Below are 17,936 nucleotides of genomic sequence, written 5' to 3' on the forward strand. Positions count from 1 at the left end.
TCCTGACCGCGCTTTCCCGCCGGAAGCAAGCGAGCTAACCCCACCACCGAGAAGATCGACTCAGGCTTGGTGCATCCTCCCCCCGATTCCTCAGGGTGCACCAAGCCTGACCCATGTCCGTGCTCAGGAAATCGGGGAGCACACGTCGGCAAAGGATTGCCGACCTACGACTCTCACGTACCGAACGCGCTGCTCAATACCGCGGCGACTGATGCCAGCCCCAGGCGGTCTTGATGATCTCGGACAGCTCAGGCATCCGTGGCTGCCAGCCGAGCACGCTGCGCGCCTTGCCGGCACCGGCGACCAGCACCGGTGGATCGCCGGCACGGCGCGGCGCGAGTTCGGCCGCGATCGGGTGGCCGACCACCGCTTCGGCCGCGTGCAGCACTTCGAGCACTGAAAATCCCAGACCGTTGCCGAGATTGTAGAGCTGGAACGCCGGCAGATCCTCGCGATCCAGCGCGACTGCGGCCAGCAGGTGCGCGTCGCACAGGTCGCTGACGTGGATGAAGTCACGCACGCAGTAGCCGTCGCGCGTGTCGTTGTCGTTGCCGAAAAGGCGCACGATCGGCGCCTTGCCGGCCGCGACCTTGAGGATGTTCGGCAGCAGATGCGTTTCGGGTTCGTGCGCTTCGCCGATTTCACCGCTGGCGTCGGCGCCGGCCGCATTGAAGTAGCGCAGCACCACCGCGCGCAGGCCGTAGCTGCGGCAGCTGTCCTCGATCATGCGTTCGGCGAACAGCTTGCTCCAGCCGTAGGTGTTGACCGGCTGCGTCGGGTGGTCTTCGTCGATGTTGCTCTGGCTCGGCAGGCCGTAGACCGCGGCGGTGGAGCTGAATACCAGGCGGCTGCGGCCGTAGCGGCGCATCGCCTCGAGCAGGTTGAACACGCCGCAGACGTTGTTGCCGTAGTACAGCGCCGGCTCGACCATCGATTCGGCAACCAGCGAGCGCGCCGCGAAGTGCAGCACCAGGTCGGGCGCAAAGTCGGGCAGCGCGCGGTCCAGATCCGCCGGCTGCAGCAGATCGCCCTCAAAGACTTTCAGGCCTGCGACGGCCTGGCGATGGCCGGTGGAGAAATTGTCGAATACCGCGACCTCAAAGCCGGCGCGCTGCAGCGCGCGAACCATGTGGCTGCCGATGTATCCGGCTCCGCCGATGACCAATGCTTTCACTTGTTCTTTCCGTCTGTGCCGGAATCCGTTCCGGCGCCGCGCGCCAATCGTCCAGCGCCAATCGAGTCCTGGAAATGTGCTGCCCTAACCAGGCCGGGCAAAGCCTAGCAGCCCCACGCGGCGTTCGCCGGATGCCGGCCCGAGCCTCTAAACTATTGACATGTACTGCCGTTTTGAATGCTCGCAATGAGCTTGCCGAACTATCCCGCCGCCGCGCGTCTGCAACAGCTGCTGGGCGAGCGCTACCTTGACGAGCCGGCGCGTATCGAGCGCTACGAACTGCTCGAGCGCGGTCCGCGCGGCCACACTGCGGCCGTGCTGCTGCCGCAGACCGAGGCCGAAGTCGGCGAGATTCTGCGCATCTGCAACGAGCTGCGCACGCCGCTGGTGATCAGCGGCGGCCGCACCGGCCTGGTCGAGGCGCAGCGGCCGCTGGGCGAGCCGGTGCTGAGCCTGGAGCGCCTGAACCGCCCGCTGAGCTTCGCGCTGGCCGACGGCCGCGAGTTCGTCTGGCCCGCCGGCCTGGGCATCGACGGCGCGCGCGACGCGCTGCTGGCCTGGTGGGACGCCCTGGGCCAGCCGGCGACCGCGGGTGCCAGCATCACGGTCGAGGCGGGCCTCGCGGTCGACGCGCTGAACGATCTGCTGCGGCCGCTGCAGCTGATGTTCCCGATGGCGATGGGTTCGACTTCGTCGGCCAGCGTCGGCGCCTGCGCGGCCAATGCCTCGGCCGGCGCCAACGCGCTCTGCTACGGCACCGCCGCGCACATGAGCGAAGCGGCCTGGGGTTTCTGGGGCAAGGGAGAGCCGGCCGGTCCCTGTCATGCGGCGCCCTGGGCGGCGCCGGACCCGCAGGCGTTCGCGATCAACTCCGCGCATATCGAAGCGTCCTGGGGCCTGCTCGGCTCGCAGGGCGCGTTCGGCTTGATCACGCATCTGCGTCTGCGCACCTACGCGATCCCGGCTCAGCGCGAAGCGGCGCTGATTCCGGTGGCCGACATGGTCGGAGCGATGCGCGTGCTGGCGGCGGCGCGTCAGCGCTTCGGCGCCGATGTCGAGGAGTTCGAGTTCATCTCGCGCTCGGCGATGGTGCTGGTTCGCGAGCTGCAGGGTGAGGCCTTCCGCCTGCCGTTCGCGGCCGACGTCGACAGCCCGCTGTATCTGCTGCTGCAGATCAAGTCCGGCGATGCCGACGCCGATCTTGCCGGCTCGCTGTACGAGTTCCTGGCCGGCGACCTGGCCTTGCCCGACGAGCACATCGGCTATGCGCCGCTGCCGGCGCTGAAAAAGATCCGTCACTCGATCACCGAGGCCAGCAATGCGCGGATGCGCGCGCTCGGCGGCGGACGCCTGAGCTTCGACACCGCGACGCCGCTGGCGGGCTTCGGTGAATACCTGGACGCGATGCGCGCCGAACTGGCGAGCGCCGCGCCCGACGCGGAGCTGGTCGCGTTTGGCCACGCCGGCGTCGGCGGCGCCCATCTGCACGTGCTCGGCACCGGCGCGCGGCCGATCAGCGCGGTCGGCAAGGCGCTGAGCGATCTGGTCATCGACGTGACGCTGGCGCACCAGGGCTCGTTCAGCGCCGAGCACGGCATCGGCTCCAAGTGGGCCGACGAATATCTGAGCCGCACGCCGCCGCAGGAACTCGCGGAGGTCAAGGCGCTGAAGCGCCGCTATGATCCGAACAACATCCTGAACCCGCGCAGCTTCGGCTTCGACCGCCTGCTCATAGCGTGAGATCGGTATGAGCGAGTTCATCCTGCTGGGCCTGTGCCCGCTGCTGGGCTGGCTGGCGATGCGTTTGCAGTGGTTCCCGGACAACGCGTCGGCCGTGTTCAACGCCTGGCTGATGCGGATCGCGCTGCCCAGCGTGATCCTGATCCAGATCCCGAAGCTGCATTTCGACGCGCGCATGCTGCTGCCGGCGCTGGGCCCGTTCGTGCTGATGCTGTCGACCATCGCGCTGATGGCGGTGCTCGCCAGGCGTTACCGCTGGGACCGCGGCACCCAGGGCGCGATGACGCTGTGTTGGGGGGCGGGTAATACGTCCTTCGTCGGCTTTCCGCTGCTGCTGGCAGTGATCGGCCCTAGCGCGCTGGGCCCGGCGGTGATCGCCGACCAGGCGACGTTCTTCAACGTGACGCTGATCGGCTTGCCGGTCGCGGCCTATTTCGCCGGCCGCTCGGCGAGCCCGCTGGAGCTGGTGAAACGGGTCCTCAGCTTCGTGCCGTTCCAGGCGATGCTGCTGGCCGGCGCGCTGAAGCTGGCCGGTTTCGTCTGGCTGCCGCAGACCGAGACGGTGCTGCAGCGTCTGGCCGAAACGCTGACGCCGATCGCGCTGTTCTCCGTCGGCTTCCAGCTGCGCCTGAACGAGCTCCGGCGTCATCTGCCGCTGGTCGGCATCGGCGCGCTATGGAAGATGATCACGCTGCCCGCGCTGATGTGGGGCGGGGCGCTGCTGATGGGGGTGCAGGGCCTGCCGATCACGGTCGGCATCCTGCAGATCGCGATGGCGCCGATGATTACCGCCGGCATCATCGCCGAGGATCACGGCCTGAATCCGCCGGCGAGCAACGCGATGATCAGCGTCGGCATCGCGCTGTCGTTTGTGACCGTGCCGATCTGGTATTGGCTGATCGGATCGTAGGTCGGCAATCCTTTGCCGACGTGAGGCCTCGATTGCGCATCCGGCGGCACACGTCGGCAAAGGATTGCCGACCTACGGGGTGCCTCAATCTTCGATCGCTTCGGCGTGCAGGTCGTGCTCGTTGGACTGCAGCACCTTGGCTCTGACCATCTGCCCCGGCTTCAGCGGGAAGTCGCAGGACAGGTAGACCTTGCCGTCGATCTCCGGCGCATCGGCATACGAGCGGCCGACCAGGACACCGTCCTCGTCGATCTCGTCCACCAAAATGTCCAAGGTGCGGCCGACCATTTTCTTCAGGCGCGCCTTGCTGATCCTGGCCTGGGTTTTCATGAAGCGCTCGTAGCGTTCGGCTTTCACGTCTTCCGGCACCGGGTCCGCGAGTTCGTTCGCGGTTGCGCCTTCCACCGGTGAATACTGGAAGCAGCCGACGCGGTCGAGTTGCGCGATCTTCAGCCAGTCCAGCAGCTCCTCGAATTCTGCCTCGGTTTCACCCGGGAAGCCGACGATGAAGGTACTGCGGATCACCAGTTCCGGGCAGATCTTGCGCCAGGCCTTGATCCGCTCCAGCGTGTTCTCGGCGAAGGCCGGGCGCTTCATGCGCTTGAGCACGCTGGGCGAGCCGTGCTGGAACGGGATGTCGAGGTAGGGGAGGATTTTGCCTTCGGCCATCAGCGGGATGATCGCGTCGACGTGGGGATACGGATACACGTAATGCAGCCGCACCCAGACGCCGAGTTCACCCAGGCCGCGGCACAGGTCGAGCATCGACGTGCGGTAATCCTGGCCGCGCCACTGCCCGCCGGCGTATTTCAGATCCGAGCCGTAGGCCGAAGTGTCCTGCGAGATCACCAGCAGCTCTTTGACGCCGGCTTTGACCAGACGCTCGGCTTCCTTGAGCACGTCGGTGACGAGGCGCGAATCCAGGCGCCCGCGCATCGACGGGATGATGCAGAAGCTGCACTTGTGATTGCAGCCTTCGGAAATCTTCAGGTAGGCGTAGTGCTTCGGCGTCAGCTTGACGCCGACGTCGTTGGCTTTGGCGCGCTTGGCCGGCAGCAGATCGACGAACGGGTCGTGCTGATACGGCACTGCGCGGTGCACCGCGTCCATCACCGTGACGAAGTCCTGCGGACCGCTGATCGACAGCAGGTCCGGGAACCTCTCACGGATCATCCCGGACTTGGCGCCGAGGCAGCCGGTGACGATGACCTTGCCGTTCTCGTTCATCGCCTCGCCGATCGCATCCAGCGATTCGGTGACCGCGCTGTCGATGAAGCCACAGGTGTTGACGATGACCACGTCGGCGGCGTCGTAGGTCGGCGCGGTCAGGTAACCCTCGGCGCGCAGCTGGGTCAGGATGCGTTCCGAGTCGACCAGCGCCTTGGGGCAACCCAGCGAAACGAAGCCCACCTTGGGCGCGGCGGACTTGGAGCGGGGACGGCGGGGAGCGGCAACGGAGGACATCGGCGGGTACGCGACAGATCAAGAACCGTGCATTCTACCGAAACCGCCGCCAATCCCTGCCCGGTGTGTAGGTTGGGGTGAGCGCAGCGAACCCCAACATCGGCGCGAATGAATGTTGGGGTTCGCAGCCGCTCACCCCAACCTACACGGCGAGCGGCGGAAGTAGGCCCGCGTCAGGCCCGGGCCGCGTTCGCCGCAATCAGCTGCGACCACCGCGGCATCAGGCTCGGCGCCAAGTCGTGGCCCATGCCCGGGATCAGCTCCAGCCGCGACGAGCGGATCATCTGGGCGCTGCGGCGGCCGCAGGCCGGGCGCAGCAGCGGGTCGGCGAGGCCGTGGATGATCTGGGTCGGCGCGATGATGCCGGGCAGCAGATCCTCGAAGCTGCCGGTCGCCAGGATCGCGTGGGTCTGGCGCAGCGTGCCGGCCGGGCGGAACGCACGGTCGAAGGCGCGGCCGGCGAGGCTGGCGCGGTATTCGGTGGGTGTCGGGTAGGCCGGGCTGCCGACGCGCTTCAGCATCGCCAGCGAGCGCCGGATCACCGCCTCGCGGGTCTTCGGCCGCGGTGTCAGGCCGGCGACATGCAGCAGCACGTCGAGCCGCGCGCCAGGCAGCTTCGGGTGGTTGGTGCTCGACATGATCGAACTCAGGCTGAGTACGCGCCGCGGGTAACGGGCCGCGACCAGCTGCGCGATCATGCCGCCCATCGATACGCCGACGAAGTGCGCGCGATCGATGCCGAGCAGGTCGAGCACGCCGATGCTGTCGTCGGCCATGTCGTGCAGCGTGTAGTTGCTGGGGCAGGCCGCGCCGCTGCGCGTCCGCAGCCAGTCGCGCGCCAGCTTCACCGGCACGCCGCGGTTCACGTCGGCGGACAGGCCCGTGTCGCGATTGTCGAAGCGGATCAGCCGGAAGCCGCGCCGCGCCAGATCTTCGCAGAGCGCGTCGGGCCAGTGGATCAGCTGGCCGCCCAGACCCATCACCAGCATCAGCGGCTCGCCGTGTGCAGGTCCGGTGGTTTCCCAGTTGAGTTGCAGCCCATTGACGCAGGCGCTGCTCGCGGACCAGCAAAGTTTCATGACGGCTTGGTGTCGCTTCCGTGAATTTTTCGAGGCAGCGGACATTAGCAAGAATTTTTTTTGGAAGTCACCTTGCGGTGTCATACGGCGACGCGCGGTTGAGTTCGCCCGACCCATGATCAGATTCGCCAAGTGACGTTTGGCCCGCCTCTTGCGGATAGCCCTTTGCGTAACGCCACGTACTTACCAACCAGGGATGGAATCAGTCATGAACATGGGATTGTTGAAGGACGACGAAGTGCAGCAGGTGCATTCGATCATGGCGCGGCACGGCATCGAGCAGTTCGATGCGTCGGTGCGCTTCTGGGGCCGTGGCAAGTCGATTTCGGTCGACGGCATGCTCGGAGAAAAGCATCTGACCTGCCTGCTCGACATCGCGCGAGCGCTCGGCCCGGTCACGGCTCCGGCCGCGCTCGCCTCCTAAACGATAGACGCGCTTTCAACTCTTGCGGATGGATTGGCGCGACCATCTGATCACCACAGCCGATGCGATCCGCCGCCTGCTAAATGCAACGCGGCGGATCGCCGTTCTGGGCATAAAGACCGAAAAGCAGGCCGGGCAGCCGGCGTTCTACGTGCCGCAATACCTGGTCGATGCGGGCCTGGACGTGGTGCCGGTGCCGGTTTACTACCCCGATGTTTCGACAATCCTTGGACGGCCGGTCTATCGCCGCCTGGTCGACGTGCCGGCGCCGATCGATCTGGTCGATATCTTCCGCAGATCGCAGGACCTCGCCGGGCATGTCGACGACATCATCGCCGCGCGGCCGAAGGCGGTATGGATGCAACTCGGAATCTTCGATGACGCCGTCGCCGAAAAACTGGCTCGCGCCGGCATCGACGTCGTGCAGAACCGCTGCCTGATGGTCGATCACCGGCAGTGGTCATCGTCGTCATCGTAGGTTGGGGTGAGCAAAGCGAACCCCAACGTCGGCGCGGACAAATGTTGGGGTTCGCTGCGCTCACCCCAACCTACGCCGCATCGGTTCGATCAATTCAACGCACTCGCCGGCACCACCGGAATCACCACGCTCGACGGCATCGCGGCGTTGCTGTAGATCGTCAGCACGCCGGCCAGCGACTGCAGCAGCGTCGGCACCGGCGGCACGCCCTGCGGCAGATCGCTGGCGCCGACCGCGACGCGCAGCTTGTGGCCCTTGGCGATCATCGCGCTGGTGGCGAAGATTTCCACCGGCACCAGCACCGGCGTGTTCGCACCGACCGCCTGCACTGACTCCTGTGTATACGGATGCCAGGGCTGGATCGTCTGGCCGTCGAGCTTGCGGGAGCGGCTGTCGTCGACCGCGTGCAGCGAGGCGGTCTGGATGCCGTTGGTCAGCGACTTGGCGACGCCGCTGGCATCGACGTCGTCGACGCGCACCGACAGGCCGGCGTCCATCGCCGTGGTCGACATCCAGATATCGGCTTCGATCGGACCGTTGAGGTAGGTGTCCTCGGCCATCACCGGCGTTTCGTATTTGACCGACGAGCGCTCGGTGCTGTTGCTGTTGCTGAAGCACGGCAGCGGGATGTAGCCGAGGATGCCGGCGGTCCACTGCGAGGTGCTGATCGAGCACAGGCCCTCGATCGGCAGCTGCACGATCTTGTTGGCCGACTCGTCGGCGGCCGGCGCGCTCGTCGACAGCGTCTTGTCGCCGTGCAGGTACAGGCGCTGGGCGCTGGCCAGCGGATGCGGCCAGTCGCTGGCGGTGACGTAGTGCTCGTAGCCCGAAACCCATTGCGTGACGTTGGGCAGCTTGTCGGCGCCGACGTCCAGGCCTTTCACGTACTGGTCGAACCAGCGCAGCGTGATCTGGCTCAGGGTCGGCACGCCGTCGACCGGCAGGCCCTCGCCGAGCGCCGCCTGCAGATGCGTCCATGGCCCGATCAGCAGCTTGGTCGGCGCCTGCGTCTTGATCGCCTCGTAGCTCATCGGCTCGCTGCGCTGAAACAGATCGTGCAGACCGCCGACGACGAAGGTCGGCACCGTGATCTGGCCGTCGGTTTCCAGCGGCGAGCGCACTTTCCAGAAGTCGCCGTCGTAGGCCGTGCCGGGATCGCCGGCGAAGGCTTTCAGAGTCGTCGGTACCTGGAAGCCGGCGACCGCGCTGAGCAGATGCTGCAGCAATACCGGAACGCCGATCGCGGGATCGGTGATCGCGCTCGGGTTGGTCAGGCCGAGCACCGACACCAGGCCGAGCCAGATCGGGATGAACGTCGGGTTGACCTGGCCGCCGGTGAACACGATGTCGCGGTAGCCGTCGCCGATCGGCACGATCGGGAACGCGGCCTTGACCGCCGGATGACGCTGCGCCGCGGTGAAGATCGCGGTGATCGCCAGGTAGGACACGCCCTGCACGCCGATGCGGCCGTCGCACCAGTCCTGCGCCGTCACCCAGTCGACCACTTCGGCATAGTCGGCCTGCTCCTGCGGGCCGAAGGCTTCCCAGGATCCCTGCGACTGGCCGGTGCCGCGCACGTCGACGGTGATGCTGGCGTAGCCATGCGTGACCAGCAGCGGGTCGGCGCCGCCGAGCGCGGACACCAGCTGGCCGCTGACGCCGTTGTAGGCGGTCTGGATCAGCACGGTCGGGTAGCGGCCGGCCGCCGCGTTGCCGTCGGCATCGGCCGGCAGTGTGATGTAAGCGGCGAGCAGGGTGCCGTCGCTCATCGTGATGTACTGCAGCGGCAGCTGCTTGGTTTTGTCATACGTCGCGGCCGGGTTGTAGTCGGTCCACACCGCGTCGGCGTTGCTGGTGATGTCGCTGCCGGTGGTGGACGTGACTTGGCGAGTGCCCAGCGTGGTCCACTCGGATTTTGAGGCCGCGATCTTTCCGCCGCTAGCGCTATCGGACCCGCCACCGCCGCCGCAGCCACTGACGGCGACCAGCAGCGAACACGCCGTAGCCAGCAGCACCTGGTTCAGGGTTTGATTCATTGCATGTCTCCATTCCGCACTTTTGTTGCTTATAGCCGTGGAGGCGTACTTGCGCCTGATCCATCAGCAGCAGGACATGATGGCACGGTCATGGCCAGGCATTAGTGGCCGTAGCGCGCGGGGAGTGCTGCTTATACAGTGATCCGGATGCAGTGATCCGGCGAGGCTCAAGCGAGCCCCGCCGGGGATCATCAAGCGATCATCAGTTGGCCGGGAAGAAATCCAGCGGCTTGGTCGTGGTGACTACGCCGACGTCCTTGGCCTTGAAGCGGAACAGTTTGACCCGCTCCACCAGCTTGGCCTCGAGCTCCGGGTCCTTGAGTTCGCTCGATACGATCGAGCAGCTCGATACCGAGCCGTCGGGTTCGATCGTCAGCCTCAGTACCAGCTTGCCCTGCAGCGCCGGGTTGTCGCGCAGTGCGCGGTTGTAGAGCGCGTAGATCGCGCCCTTGTTCTGGTCGAAGACTTCCTCGACCTCTTCGCGGTCACGCCCGCCGCTGCCCTTGGCGGCCTTGCCGGCCGCGCTGCCGGGTTCGGCCTGGACCTTGGCGGTGCTGCGTTCCGACAGACCGGTCGCACCGGTGCCGCGGCTCAGCGAGCCGGTGTTGATGCCGCCGCTGCCGCGGGTCACGCCGAGGCTGGACGAGGCCTGCTTGGCCGGCGCCCCGGTGCCGCTGATCGTGGCGGCACCGCTGGCAACGCGGTCCGCGGTCTGCGAGTCGCGCAGTTGCGCCAGGTCTTCGCTCAGCGACATCAGGCCGGACTTGGCCGCGCGCTGGCGCGCCTGCTCGGCGAGCTGCTCGGGCGTCGGTTCGGGCTTGGGCTCCGGCTTTTTGGGCTCGGGTTTCGGCTCGGGTTTCTTGGGCTTGGGTTCGGGCTCGGGCTTGGGTGCCTCGACCGGCGCCGGCTCCGGCACCGGTTCGACCTTGGGTTTCGGCGGCGGCGGTGGCGGCAGCAGCTGCGCGTACTGGCGCACCGGCGGCGGCAGTGGCGGCGGTGCTTCGCGCTCGAAATGCAGGATCGACATCGCGATGCCGAAAATCAGCACCGGCACCGCGACTTCCATGCAGATCAGCCGAAAGCGGCGGTCCGCATCGGCATTCAGCTCCCAGCTTTCCCAGCGGATCGGATGCGCGCTCATGATTTCTTGCCCGATCCGCCGCGGTTGACGGTCAACGAAATCCGCGCGAAGCCGGCGTCGCCGCCGCAGGTCGTCATCACCTTGTTGAGCAGCGCAAACGGCAGATCCTTGTCGGCCATGATGTTGATCTCGCCGCGGGTCAAACGCCCGGACGGATCGTTCGGGTCCGCGGCCTGCGGCACCAGCAGCAGGCGCTGCTTCAGCGGCGCCAGCAGCGCGCCGCTGTCGGCTTCCGCGTCGGCGACGCTCATCACCGGCTCGCCCTGGAACAGGATCGTGTCGCGCGTGACCATCACCACCGCCATGTCTTCCGGCGGCTGCGTCGACACCGACGGCGGCAGGGTCAGCGAGCGCGGCGCGCGCAGGGTCTGCACGCTGGTCGAGGTCAGCATCAGGAAGAACACCAGCGTCGTGAACACATCGATCATCGACACCAGGTTCAGCGGCACCGAATCGGGCCGCTCGGCCTTGCGCAGCATGCGCCGGCGGCGGGTCGCGCTACCGAGCAGGCTCATGGTGTGACTCCGGCGGGCGTATCCGTGGCAGGTGCCGGGGCGTCGGGCGCCGCGACCGGCGCGACACCCACCGACACCTGCGGGAACAGCTCGGTGCCGCTGGCGCCTGCGACCGAGGAATCCGCACGCACCGCGTCCATCAGCGCGACCAGGGTTTCATAGGCGATACCGGGTTCCAGCAGCAGCGAGATGCGCTGGTCGTCGGGCGCGGCCTGCTTGAGTTCGACCAGCTTGGCGACCAGCGCGGTGTATTCGTAGCCCCGGTCGCCGCGCGGATATTCCGCGAGCGGCTGGCCGTTGTCGGCCAGCGTCAGGCCGGCTTCGCGGACGACCACGCTGAGGTCCTGCTGCGGCGGTGGCGGTTCGGCGCTGGTGACCGGCGGACCGGGCAGCTCGATGCCGAGCACCGATACGCCGATCTGGTTCACCAGCAGAAAAAACACCAGCACCGTCAGCACGTCGATCATCGACACCAGGTTGAGCTCGGTGCCGCGACGGCGCCGCGCGCGGCGCATCGCACGTCGGGTGCCCTTGGCGAGTCCTTGCATCATGGCGGCGGCTCGCTTTCGCTTAGTCTTCGAGGCCGAGGCTGTTGAGGAACTTCACGGCCGCCATCTCGATCTGGTCGACCAGCGAATCGGTGACCGACTGCAGCCAGGAGTGGAGCAGCAGGAACGGGATCGCGACCATCAGGCCGAACGCGGTGCAGTTCATCGCCTCGGACACCGCCTTGGACAGCAGGTCCTGCTTCTGCGCCGGGTTGACGTCGGCGAGCGCGCCGAAGCCGTGGATCAGGCCGATGATCGTGCCGAGCAGGCCGAGCAGCGTGGCGACGTTGGCGAAAGTCGCCAGGTAGTGCGTGCGGCGCTCCAGCTGCGGCGTGACTTCCATCAGGCTTTCTTCCATCGCGCGCTCCACCGGCGTGCGCTTGGTCGCGCCGCGCGAGCGGGCGATGCCGAAGCCGAGCACGCGGCCGATCGCGGTGGTCGAGGCCGAGGCGATCTTTTCGGCTTCGCCGTAGTTGCCGGCATTGATCAGCGGCAGCAGCCGGCTCCACAGCACGCGGCTCTCGTTGTGCGCGCGCTTCAGGTAGATCATCCGCTCGATGGTGATCGCAAGGCCGAGGCCGAGCAGGGCCAGGATCGGATACATGAACAACCCACCGGCCTGGAAGAAGTTGGGAATGTTGCTCAAGCTCATGGTGTTTGCCTTTGTACTGTGACGATCTTATGGGGGTGTAGAGACATCGGGTGCGGCAGCCGGGTCAGGGCCTGGTTTGAGAGCTGTTGGCCGGATCGGCGTAACGGAGTTCGCGCCGGAACTCGACCCGGTTCACCGGCTGCGCCACTTCATTCAGCAATGAATCGGGCGGTGCGCCGGGCAGGTCGCTGGTCGGTGCATGTTTCCAAGGCAGGATATTCATCACGGTCGGGAGTTCGCGGCTGCCGGTGATCGCGGTAGTGTCCAGTTGCAGTTCCTGGCGTGGCGGGTCGGCTGCAGGTTTCGCCGGCGTTTTCGCATCCTGCGCGGCCGCGGCCGCGGGCACGGCGGTCGCCATCACCGCCATTGCCAGCAGCCAGCCGGCGATCGGTCCGAGTTGTCGGGTTCCATGCAAGAGCCGGGTCATGGTGCACCATCGCTGGGAGTGGATGGGGTGGGTGCCGACGTGCGGCGACGCAGGTCGACGATCCATCTGGCGACCTGCGGATCGGGTTCCGGCAGCAGGCTTTGATACTTCTCGTACTCGGCCAGCGCCTGCTGCGGACGCTGCAGGTACAGGTCGTTGAGCACGCCGCGATCGTAATGCGCGCCGCGATAGCCAGGGTCGGCGGCGATGGCGAGCGCCTGGGCGTCGTCGGCCTCGCTGAAGCGGCCGTGGCGGCGCAGCCAGACGCCGAGCTGATGCTGCGCCGGCGCAAACCGCGGGAAGCTGCTCGCGGCTTTCTTCAGCGCGGTCTCTTCGTCGGCCGGATAGTTCATCTGCCGGTAGACCAGGCCGAGATTGACCATGGCGCCGGGGAGGCCCGGGTAGTCCTTGATCAGCGATTTGAATCCCGCTTCGGCCGCCGGATAGTTGCGCGCCTGCAGGTTGGCCACGGCCGCATCGAACAGCGGGATCGCGCCGGGTGGGACGGCGGTCCCCGCCGCCGCAGCGGGCACCGAGGTCTCGGGCAACTCGCCCTTGCCGTAGCGGCCCGGCGACAGGCCGGCCAGTTCGGCGTAGCTCTTCTGTACCCAGACGTCGTACAGGCCGTCGCGCGCGCGCCGCGCATTGCCCTCGTGGATCGCGATCGCCTTGTCCTCGAACGGGAAGATCTGCTCGTCCAGCAACAGCTCGTACTGCTCGAGCGCGGCGGCGTCGAGATCGCGCGGACGCTCGGACTTCTTCAGCGCGCGCGCGAGTTCGTGGTACAGCTCGGCGGTTTCGAACGTGGCCTGGGTCAGCACGTCGGCGACGCCGTAGTCGGCGGCGCGTCCGTAGGCGGCGAGCGCGTCTTCCAGGCGCTTGCGCTTGGCCGCGAGGCTGGCCTTCAGCGGCAGATTCAGCTCCACCGCGAGGAAGGCATCGCGCGCGGCCTGGGCCGGCACCAGCGAGGCATGTGCCGCCAGCGCGCGCGAGCGCTCGGTGCGCGCAGCGCCACCGGTGGACTCGAAGTTCACCAGTCGGCGCGACCATTCGTTCTGCACGTCGATATCGCCACCGGTGCCGGCCAGATCGATCAGCTTCTGATAAGCCTCGATCGCGGTGTCGAACGGCAGCGGATAGCGCTCGACGTACTGGCGCAGGCTGCGTTCGGCGGCGGGTTTGTCGATGGTCTGCAGCAGTTCGGCGCTGTGCCACAGCGCTTCGCGCTGCAGCTGCGGATCGGTGCCCGCCGTGTCCGAAATCCGCTGCAGCTCGGCCGCGGCTTCGCGCGGCTGGCCGTTCTTCTCGTAGGTCGCGGCCAGGGTCTTGGTGACCTCGGCGGCCAGCGGCTCGCCGGCGTGCTGATTGCGGAAGGCGAGCAGCATCGGGATCGCCGCCGCCGGTTTGCCGGCCTTGAGTGTCGCCATCGCCGCGTCGTAGTCGGCGGTCATGCGGATCTTGCTGTCCGGCGCCTCGGCGGCGACGCGCGAGAAATGGTCGGCGGCCTGCTGTGCCTGGCCGTCCGCCTGCGCTTTCTCGCCCTGGCGATAGATCGATGCCGCGAGCCGTTCGGCCATTTCCTGGTCCGGCGCCTCGCCAGACGGCGCCAGCTTCTGCACCTGCAGGTAGGCGGCTTCTGCACGCGCGTAGTCCTGCTTGTCGAACGCCGCATGGCCGATCACGCGCCAGGCGACGCGCCTGGAATCGTTGTCGGCTTTCGGGTCCTTGGTCACGCCTTCGGCCGCCGCGACGGCGGTGACCAGATCGCCGGATTCGAACAGGCCGGCGGCGGCGCTGGATTGCACCTGCGCGGCCTCCTTGCGCTCGGAGAAAGTGCTGGAGAAACGCAGGTCCGCGGTCAGGCGCTTGCGATGCCAGGCGTCGCGTTCGCTGCCGGCGAGTGCGGCCTCGTGTTTCTGGTAGGCCTGCAACGCGGCATAGGAGGCGTCGGAGCGGCGGTCGAACTTCGGATAGTCGTAGGCCGCCGCTTCATAGGCGGTGATCGCGCCGGGCAGGTCGCCGCCGTCGTAGAGCAGGTCGCCGAGCAGGAACTGCGCCTGCGGCGCGCGCGGGTCCTGCGGGAAATAGCGCGCATACAGCCGGTACTGCGCGGCCGCGGCGCGTGATTCGGCGGCGCGTTCGTCCGGCTTGGCATTTTTGTTCTGCGCCAGCGCGTGGTGCTGCTGCGCGAGCATCCAGCTGGAGTCGCGCAGGTAGTCGACGGCCGCGGGCTGGTCGGCGGGTTTGCGGCTCGCCCAGTACGGCTGGTCGAGGCCGAAGCGGTGCACGTAGTCGTCGCGCATCGTCAACGCCTGCGTCGCAAAGCCGCCGGCTTCGAGCGCGGCGATCGCCTGGATCTCGAAGGACGGCGCCTGCGGATGCTGCGGATGCGCCTCGACGAAGCCCATCATCGTGCCGGCGACGTCGTTGTAGCGCTCCTGTTTCAGGTAGATCGCCGACAGGCTGTTGTAGAGCATGTAGCCGTAGACCGGGTCGCCGTGCTTGGCGAGCTGTTCGCCGACGATCTTCGGTGAGCCGAGGTTCAGGCAGGCCAGCGCCATCGCGCGCAGGCTGTCGTCGATCAGCTCGCGTTCGGGCCGCGCCATCGCCGCCAGATGCGCGTCGATCGCGCTGGCCGGCACTTTGCCGAGACGGCGGTCGAGCAGCTGGAAGAACAGATCCAGGCTGGCCTGATACTCGTCCTGCTTCAGCCGCGACCAGCCCTGCTTGTACAGGGCCGGCTCGAAGTAATTGTTCTCCGCATCTTTCGCCGCGGCGGTGCCCGGTCCGCGCGCGACCACGGCGGCGAAGGATTTTTCGGCTTCGTCGTAGTGATGCTGGCCGAACAGTACTTCGCCGCGGCGGAATTGGGCTTCAGTGATCAGCGCCGATTGCGGATAGCGCGCCGCCAACTCGGCGAGCGCGGCCAGTGCGGCCTTGGCGTCGCCGCCGCCTTCTTCGGCGCGCGCCAGCTGATACAGGACCTGGTCGTTGTGCGGGTCTTCGGGGTAGCGCTTCAGCAGGTCGCGATAACGTGCCGCGGCCTGGCGATACGAGGTCACGCGCGTCTCGTTGCCGGCATCGGCGAGATCGGCGCTTTCGAGTTCGAGGTCGGCGATGCGCCGCATCGCCTCCGCGGCGAGTTTCGGATCGGCCTGCGGCTGCTCCAGATATTGCTGATAGCCCCGGCGCGCGCGCTCGTTGGCGTCGGCGCTGGGCGGTGGTTCCGGCGGCAGCTCGGGCCTACGGTCCTGCAGGCTGCCCAGCGTGCCTTCGCGCGGCGGCGGCTCCTTCTTGTCGTCGCTGCTGAACGGCCACATCAGCGATGCGGCGAGCAGGGTGGTCGCCACGATCATGGCCGCTTACCGGCGGCCGGCGCGGTCGCCGAACGGTCGAGCAGACGCGCCTGGCCGAAGCGCGCCTCGGTCTGGTATTCGCGCAACCTCTGCCCGGTACGCTGCAGTTCGGCAGCGGCCTGATCCTGTAAGGCGCTGCGCTGCCTGGCCAGCATCCGCTCGCAGGCATCGGAGAGCTGTGCGATGCGCGCGGACTGCGCAGACCAGTTTGCCGACGGTGCCGAGGTTTTCAGCACCGCGACCCGCTGCGACCAGCCGGCGAGATGCTGTTTCAGAAACGCCAGCCGGCGCGCGTTGTGCAGCCCGGCCTGGAAGCCGTCGGACGCGATCAGCTTGGCGAGCGCGCGGTATTCGGGCGCATCGGGCAAATGATCCAGCGGCGCGATCGGTTTGCCGGGGTCTGTTTTCGCGTCGCCCTGCTGCTCGCTCGCTGCCAGCAGGCGGTCGACGAAGGCCGGTTTGGCGACCGCAGCGCCGAGCCCCGCGAGTTGCTGCACTTGCTGCTCGTAGCGATTGACCGCGACCAGGTACTGATCGGCTGCGGCCGTCGGCGCATGGGCGCGAGCCATCGCGTAGGGCACTGCGAGCAGCGCCTCCTGTACGGCCAGATCGCCGGTATCGCGGCTGGCGAGCTCCATCCACGGCACCAGCGCGTCGCGATCGTGCTCGAGCCCCGACTCGGCCCAGCCCAGCCCGAGCAGCGCCTGGTTGGAACTGGGGCCGGCGAGCCGCACGCGCCGCAGCGCCGTGCGTGCGGCATCCCATTGCCGGGCTTGCAGATAGGAGTAGCCGAGCGCGGTGTTGGCGCGGTCGCGCAGCGCCTGCTGTTCTTCGGCCTGGAGATCCGAGTGGTCGACTTGTTCCAGCTGTTTTTCACCTTCGGCGGTGCGGCCGGCGCGGAGCAGCGCGACGCCGAGGTTGTAGCGTGCGTAGCTCATCCAGTCGCGGCTGCCTTTCCAGTTTTGCAGCGTGCTCGCCGCCTCGTCGTAACGCCCGGCGCCGATCAGCAGCTCCGCCGTCAGCATCTGCCGGTCGGCTTCGAGATCGTCTTCCAGCGGCGCGTCGATGTGTTTCAGTGCGGCGAGTGCCTCGGGGTTCGCGTCGCGCTGATGCAGCGCGCGCGCCAGCGACAGCCAGGCCTGGTTGCGCTTGTCCGGGCGGGTCTCGGTTTGCAGGCCGTGTTCGAAGCCGGCGATCGCGTCCCGGGTCTGGCCGAACGACAGCAGCAGGCCGGCCAGCAGCAGCTCGCCTTCGGCGTCGTTCGCCTGCGGATGGTTCTGCGCGCGGGCCGTCATCAGCCGGGTCAGCGCGTCGAAATCCTGATCCTGATAGTAGTGGTAGAGCACGTCGCCGTAGTACAGATCGCGCAGTGGCTTGGCGCCTTCGGCCTGCTTGTCGGCGCCGGCGGCCGCCGTACATAACAGCAGCAGGCCGGCGGCGGCGAGGGTGGCGCGCGTTCGCGTCATGGCCAGACCCTGGCGGTGAATTCGGGCTGCTGGCGATTCTCGCCGTCGCCGACGCGCAGCTCGATGTTGCGCGGACCGGCGCTCTGGTCGAAATCGAGGCTGGCGGCACGCCGATAGGGCCGGCCATGCGGCCCGATACCGGTGAATACCGCGAGCAACTGATGCGCACCGCCGGCGGCGTTGCCGACATATAGCTGCTGCGTCGCGCCGCGGATCAGCGCCGCGGTTTCGGCGTCGGTGTAGGTGTGCTGCGCGACTTCGCGGCCGTCGAGCTGGATGCGCAGGCTCTGCAGTTTGAAAAAGGCACCGATATCCATCGCGACAAAGACCGCGACCCGGGTCGGCGCCGGGTACAGCGTCTGGTCTTCGAGCACGCGCAGATCGCGATCGAGTTCCAGGATTTCGCGTTTCAGATTCTGCGAATCGTCATCGACGAGGCGCGCGTCTTCGGCCGCTTCAGCCGCCGCCATGCTGCCGGCGAGGGCGCAGACCACGAGTGCCAGTACGCGCGTCATCGACGATCGGC

16 protein-coding genes are annotated in these 17,936 nt (G+C 67.5%); 4 read left to right on the forward strand and 12 right to left on the reverse strand.

What is annotated here, in order from left to right; translation table 11 throughout:
- Window positions 1-193: 193 nt before the first annotated feature.
- Entirely contained in the window at window positions 194-1,174 is a 981-nt protein-coding gene (galE, locus tag JWQ90_RS22080) for a UDP-glucose 4-epimerase GalE (RefSeq protein ID WP_299697155.1), read from the reverse strand.
- Between the two features lie 186 nt (window positions 1,175-1,360).
- Here galE and JWQ90_RS22085 point away from each other — a divergent pair, with 186 nt between their 5' ends.
- The gene (locus JWQ90_RS22085) at window positions 1,361-2,914 is read left to right on the forward strand and encodes an FAD-binding oxidoreductase (protein WP_299697156.1); all 1,554 of its coding nucleotides are present in this window, start codon (window positions 1,361-1,363) and stop codon (window positions 2,912-2,914) included.
- 7 nt (window positions 2,915-2,921) lie between these two features.
- Window positions 2,922-3,824: an AEC family transporter gene (locus JWQ90_RS22090; protein WP_299697157.1), complete on the forward strand. Its 903-nt coding sequence runs from the start codon at window positions 2,922-2,924 to the stop codon at window positions 3,822-3,824.
- A gap of 84 nt (window positions 3,825-3,908) precedes the next feature.
- On the opposite strand, the gene rimO is transcribed toward JWQ90_RS22090, so the two are convergent.
- A complete protein-coding gene (gene rimO / locus JWQ90_RS22095; RefSeq protein WP_299697158.1) occupies window positions 3,909-5,288 on the reverse strand; it encodes a 30S ribosomal protein S12 methylthiotransferase RimO in 1,380 nt (459 codons plus the stop codon).
- Between the two features lie 173 nt (window positions 5,289-5,461).
- Window positions 5,462-6,367, reverse strand: coding sequence for an alpha/beta hydrolase (locus tag JWQ90_RS22100; RefSeq protein ID WP_299697159.1), 906 nt, complete (start codon window positions 6,365-6,367; stop codon window positions 5,462-5,464).
- Between the two features lie 208 nt (window positions 6,368-6,575).
- On the opposite strand from JWQ90_RS22100, the gene JWQ90_RS22105 reads away from it, so the two are divergent.
- Entirely contained in the window at window positions 6,576-6,791 is a 216-nt protein-coding gene (locus tag JWQ90_RS22105; RefSeq protein ID WP_299697160.1) for a hypothetical protein, read from the forward strand.
- A gap of 28 nt (window positions 6,792-6,819) precedes the next feature.
- Window positions 6,820-7,269, forward strand: a complete 450-nt coding sequence (locus tag JWQ90_RS22110) for a CoA-binding protein (protein WP_299697161.1) — start codon at window positions 6,820-6,822, stop codon at window positions 7,267-7,269.
- Between the two features lie 89 nt (window positions 7,270-7,358).
- Here JWQ90_RS22110 and JWQ90_RS22115 read toward each other — a convergent pair whose 3' ends face one another.
- From JWQ90_RS22115 to JWQ90_RS22155, 9 genes are all read right to left on the reverse strand, one after another.
- Window positions 7,359-9,305 carry a CocE/NonD family hydrolase gene (locus tag JWQ90_RS22115; protein ID WP_299697162.1) on the reverse strand — a complete coding sequence of 649 codons (1,947 nt, stop codon included), beginning with the start codon at window positions 9,303-9,305 and terminating at the stop codon, window positions 7,359-7,361.
- Between the two features lie 202 nt (window positions 9,306-9,507).
- Window positions 9,508-10,446 (reverse strand): AgmX/PglI C-terminal domain-containing protein, encoded by a 939-nt coding sequence (locus tag JWQ90_RS22120; protein WP_299697163.1) that lies wholly within the window; start codon window positions 10,444-10,446, stop codon window positions 9,508-9,510.
- Window positions 10,443-10,961: a biopolymer transporter ExbD gene (locus tag JWQ90_RS22125; protein ID WP_299697164.1), complete on the reverse strand. Its 519-nt coding sequence runs from the start codon at window positions 10,959-10,961 to the stop codon at window positions 10,443-10,445. The genes JWQ90_RS22120 and JWQ90_RS22125 overlap by 4 nt, the downstream gene beginning before the upstream one ends.
- Window positions 10,958-11,512, reverse strand: a complete 555-nt coding sequence (locus JWQ90_RS22130) for a biopolymer transporter ExbD (RefSeq protein ID WP_299697165.1) — start codon at window positions 11,510-11,512, stop codon at window positions 10,958-10,960. The genes JWQ90_RS22125 and JWQ90_RS22130 overlap by 4 nt, the downstream gene beginning before the upstream one ends.
- A gap of 19 nt (window positions 11,513-11,531) precedes the next feature.
- Complete coding sequence (locus tag JWQ90_RS22135; protein ID WP_299697166.1) at window positions 11,532-12,161, reverse strand: MotA/TolQ/ExbB proton channel family protein; 630 nt, start codon at window positions 12,159-12,161, stop codon at window positions 11,532-11,534.
- 64 nt (window positions 12,162-12,225) lie between these two features.
- On the reverse strand, window positions 12,226-12,588 hold the full coding sequence (locus JWQ90_RS22140) for a hypothetical protein (RefSeq protein WP_299697167.1): 363 nt from the start codon (window positions 12,586-12,588) through the stop codon (window positions 12,226-12,228).
- The gene (locus tag JWQ90_RS22145; RefSeq protein ID WP_299697168.1) at window positions 12,585-15,944 is read right to left on the reverse strand and encodes a tetratricopeptide repeat protein; all 3,360 of its coding nucleotides are present in this window, start codon (window positions 15,942-15,944) and stop codon (window positions 12,585-12,587) included. Before JWQ90_RS22145 ends, JWQ90_RS22140 begins: the two co-directional genes overlap by 4 nt.
- Window positions 15,941-17,410: a tetratricopeptide repeat protein gene (locus tag JWQ90_RS22150; RefSeq protein WP_299697169.1), complete on the reverse strand. Its 1,470-nt coding sequence runs from the start codon at window positions 17,408-17,410 to the stop codon at window positions 15,941-15,943. Before JWQ90_RS22150 ends, JWQ90_RS22145 begins: the two co-directional genes overlap by 4 nt.
- Complete coding sequence (locus tag JWQ90_RS22155) at window positions 17,407-17,925, reverse strand: hypothetical protein (protein ID WP_299697170.1); 519 nt, start codon at window positions 17,923-17,925, stop codon at window positions 17,407-17,409. Before JWQ90_RS22155 ends, JWQ90_RS22150 begins: the two co-directional genes overlap by 4 nt.
- Window positions 17,926-17,936: the final 11 nt, after the last annotated feature.

Source organism: Hydrocarboniphaga sp. (genome assembly GCF_028291725.1).
GTDB lineage: Bacteria > Pseudomonadota > Gammaproteobacteria > Nevskiales > Nevskiaceae > Hydrocarboniphaga.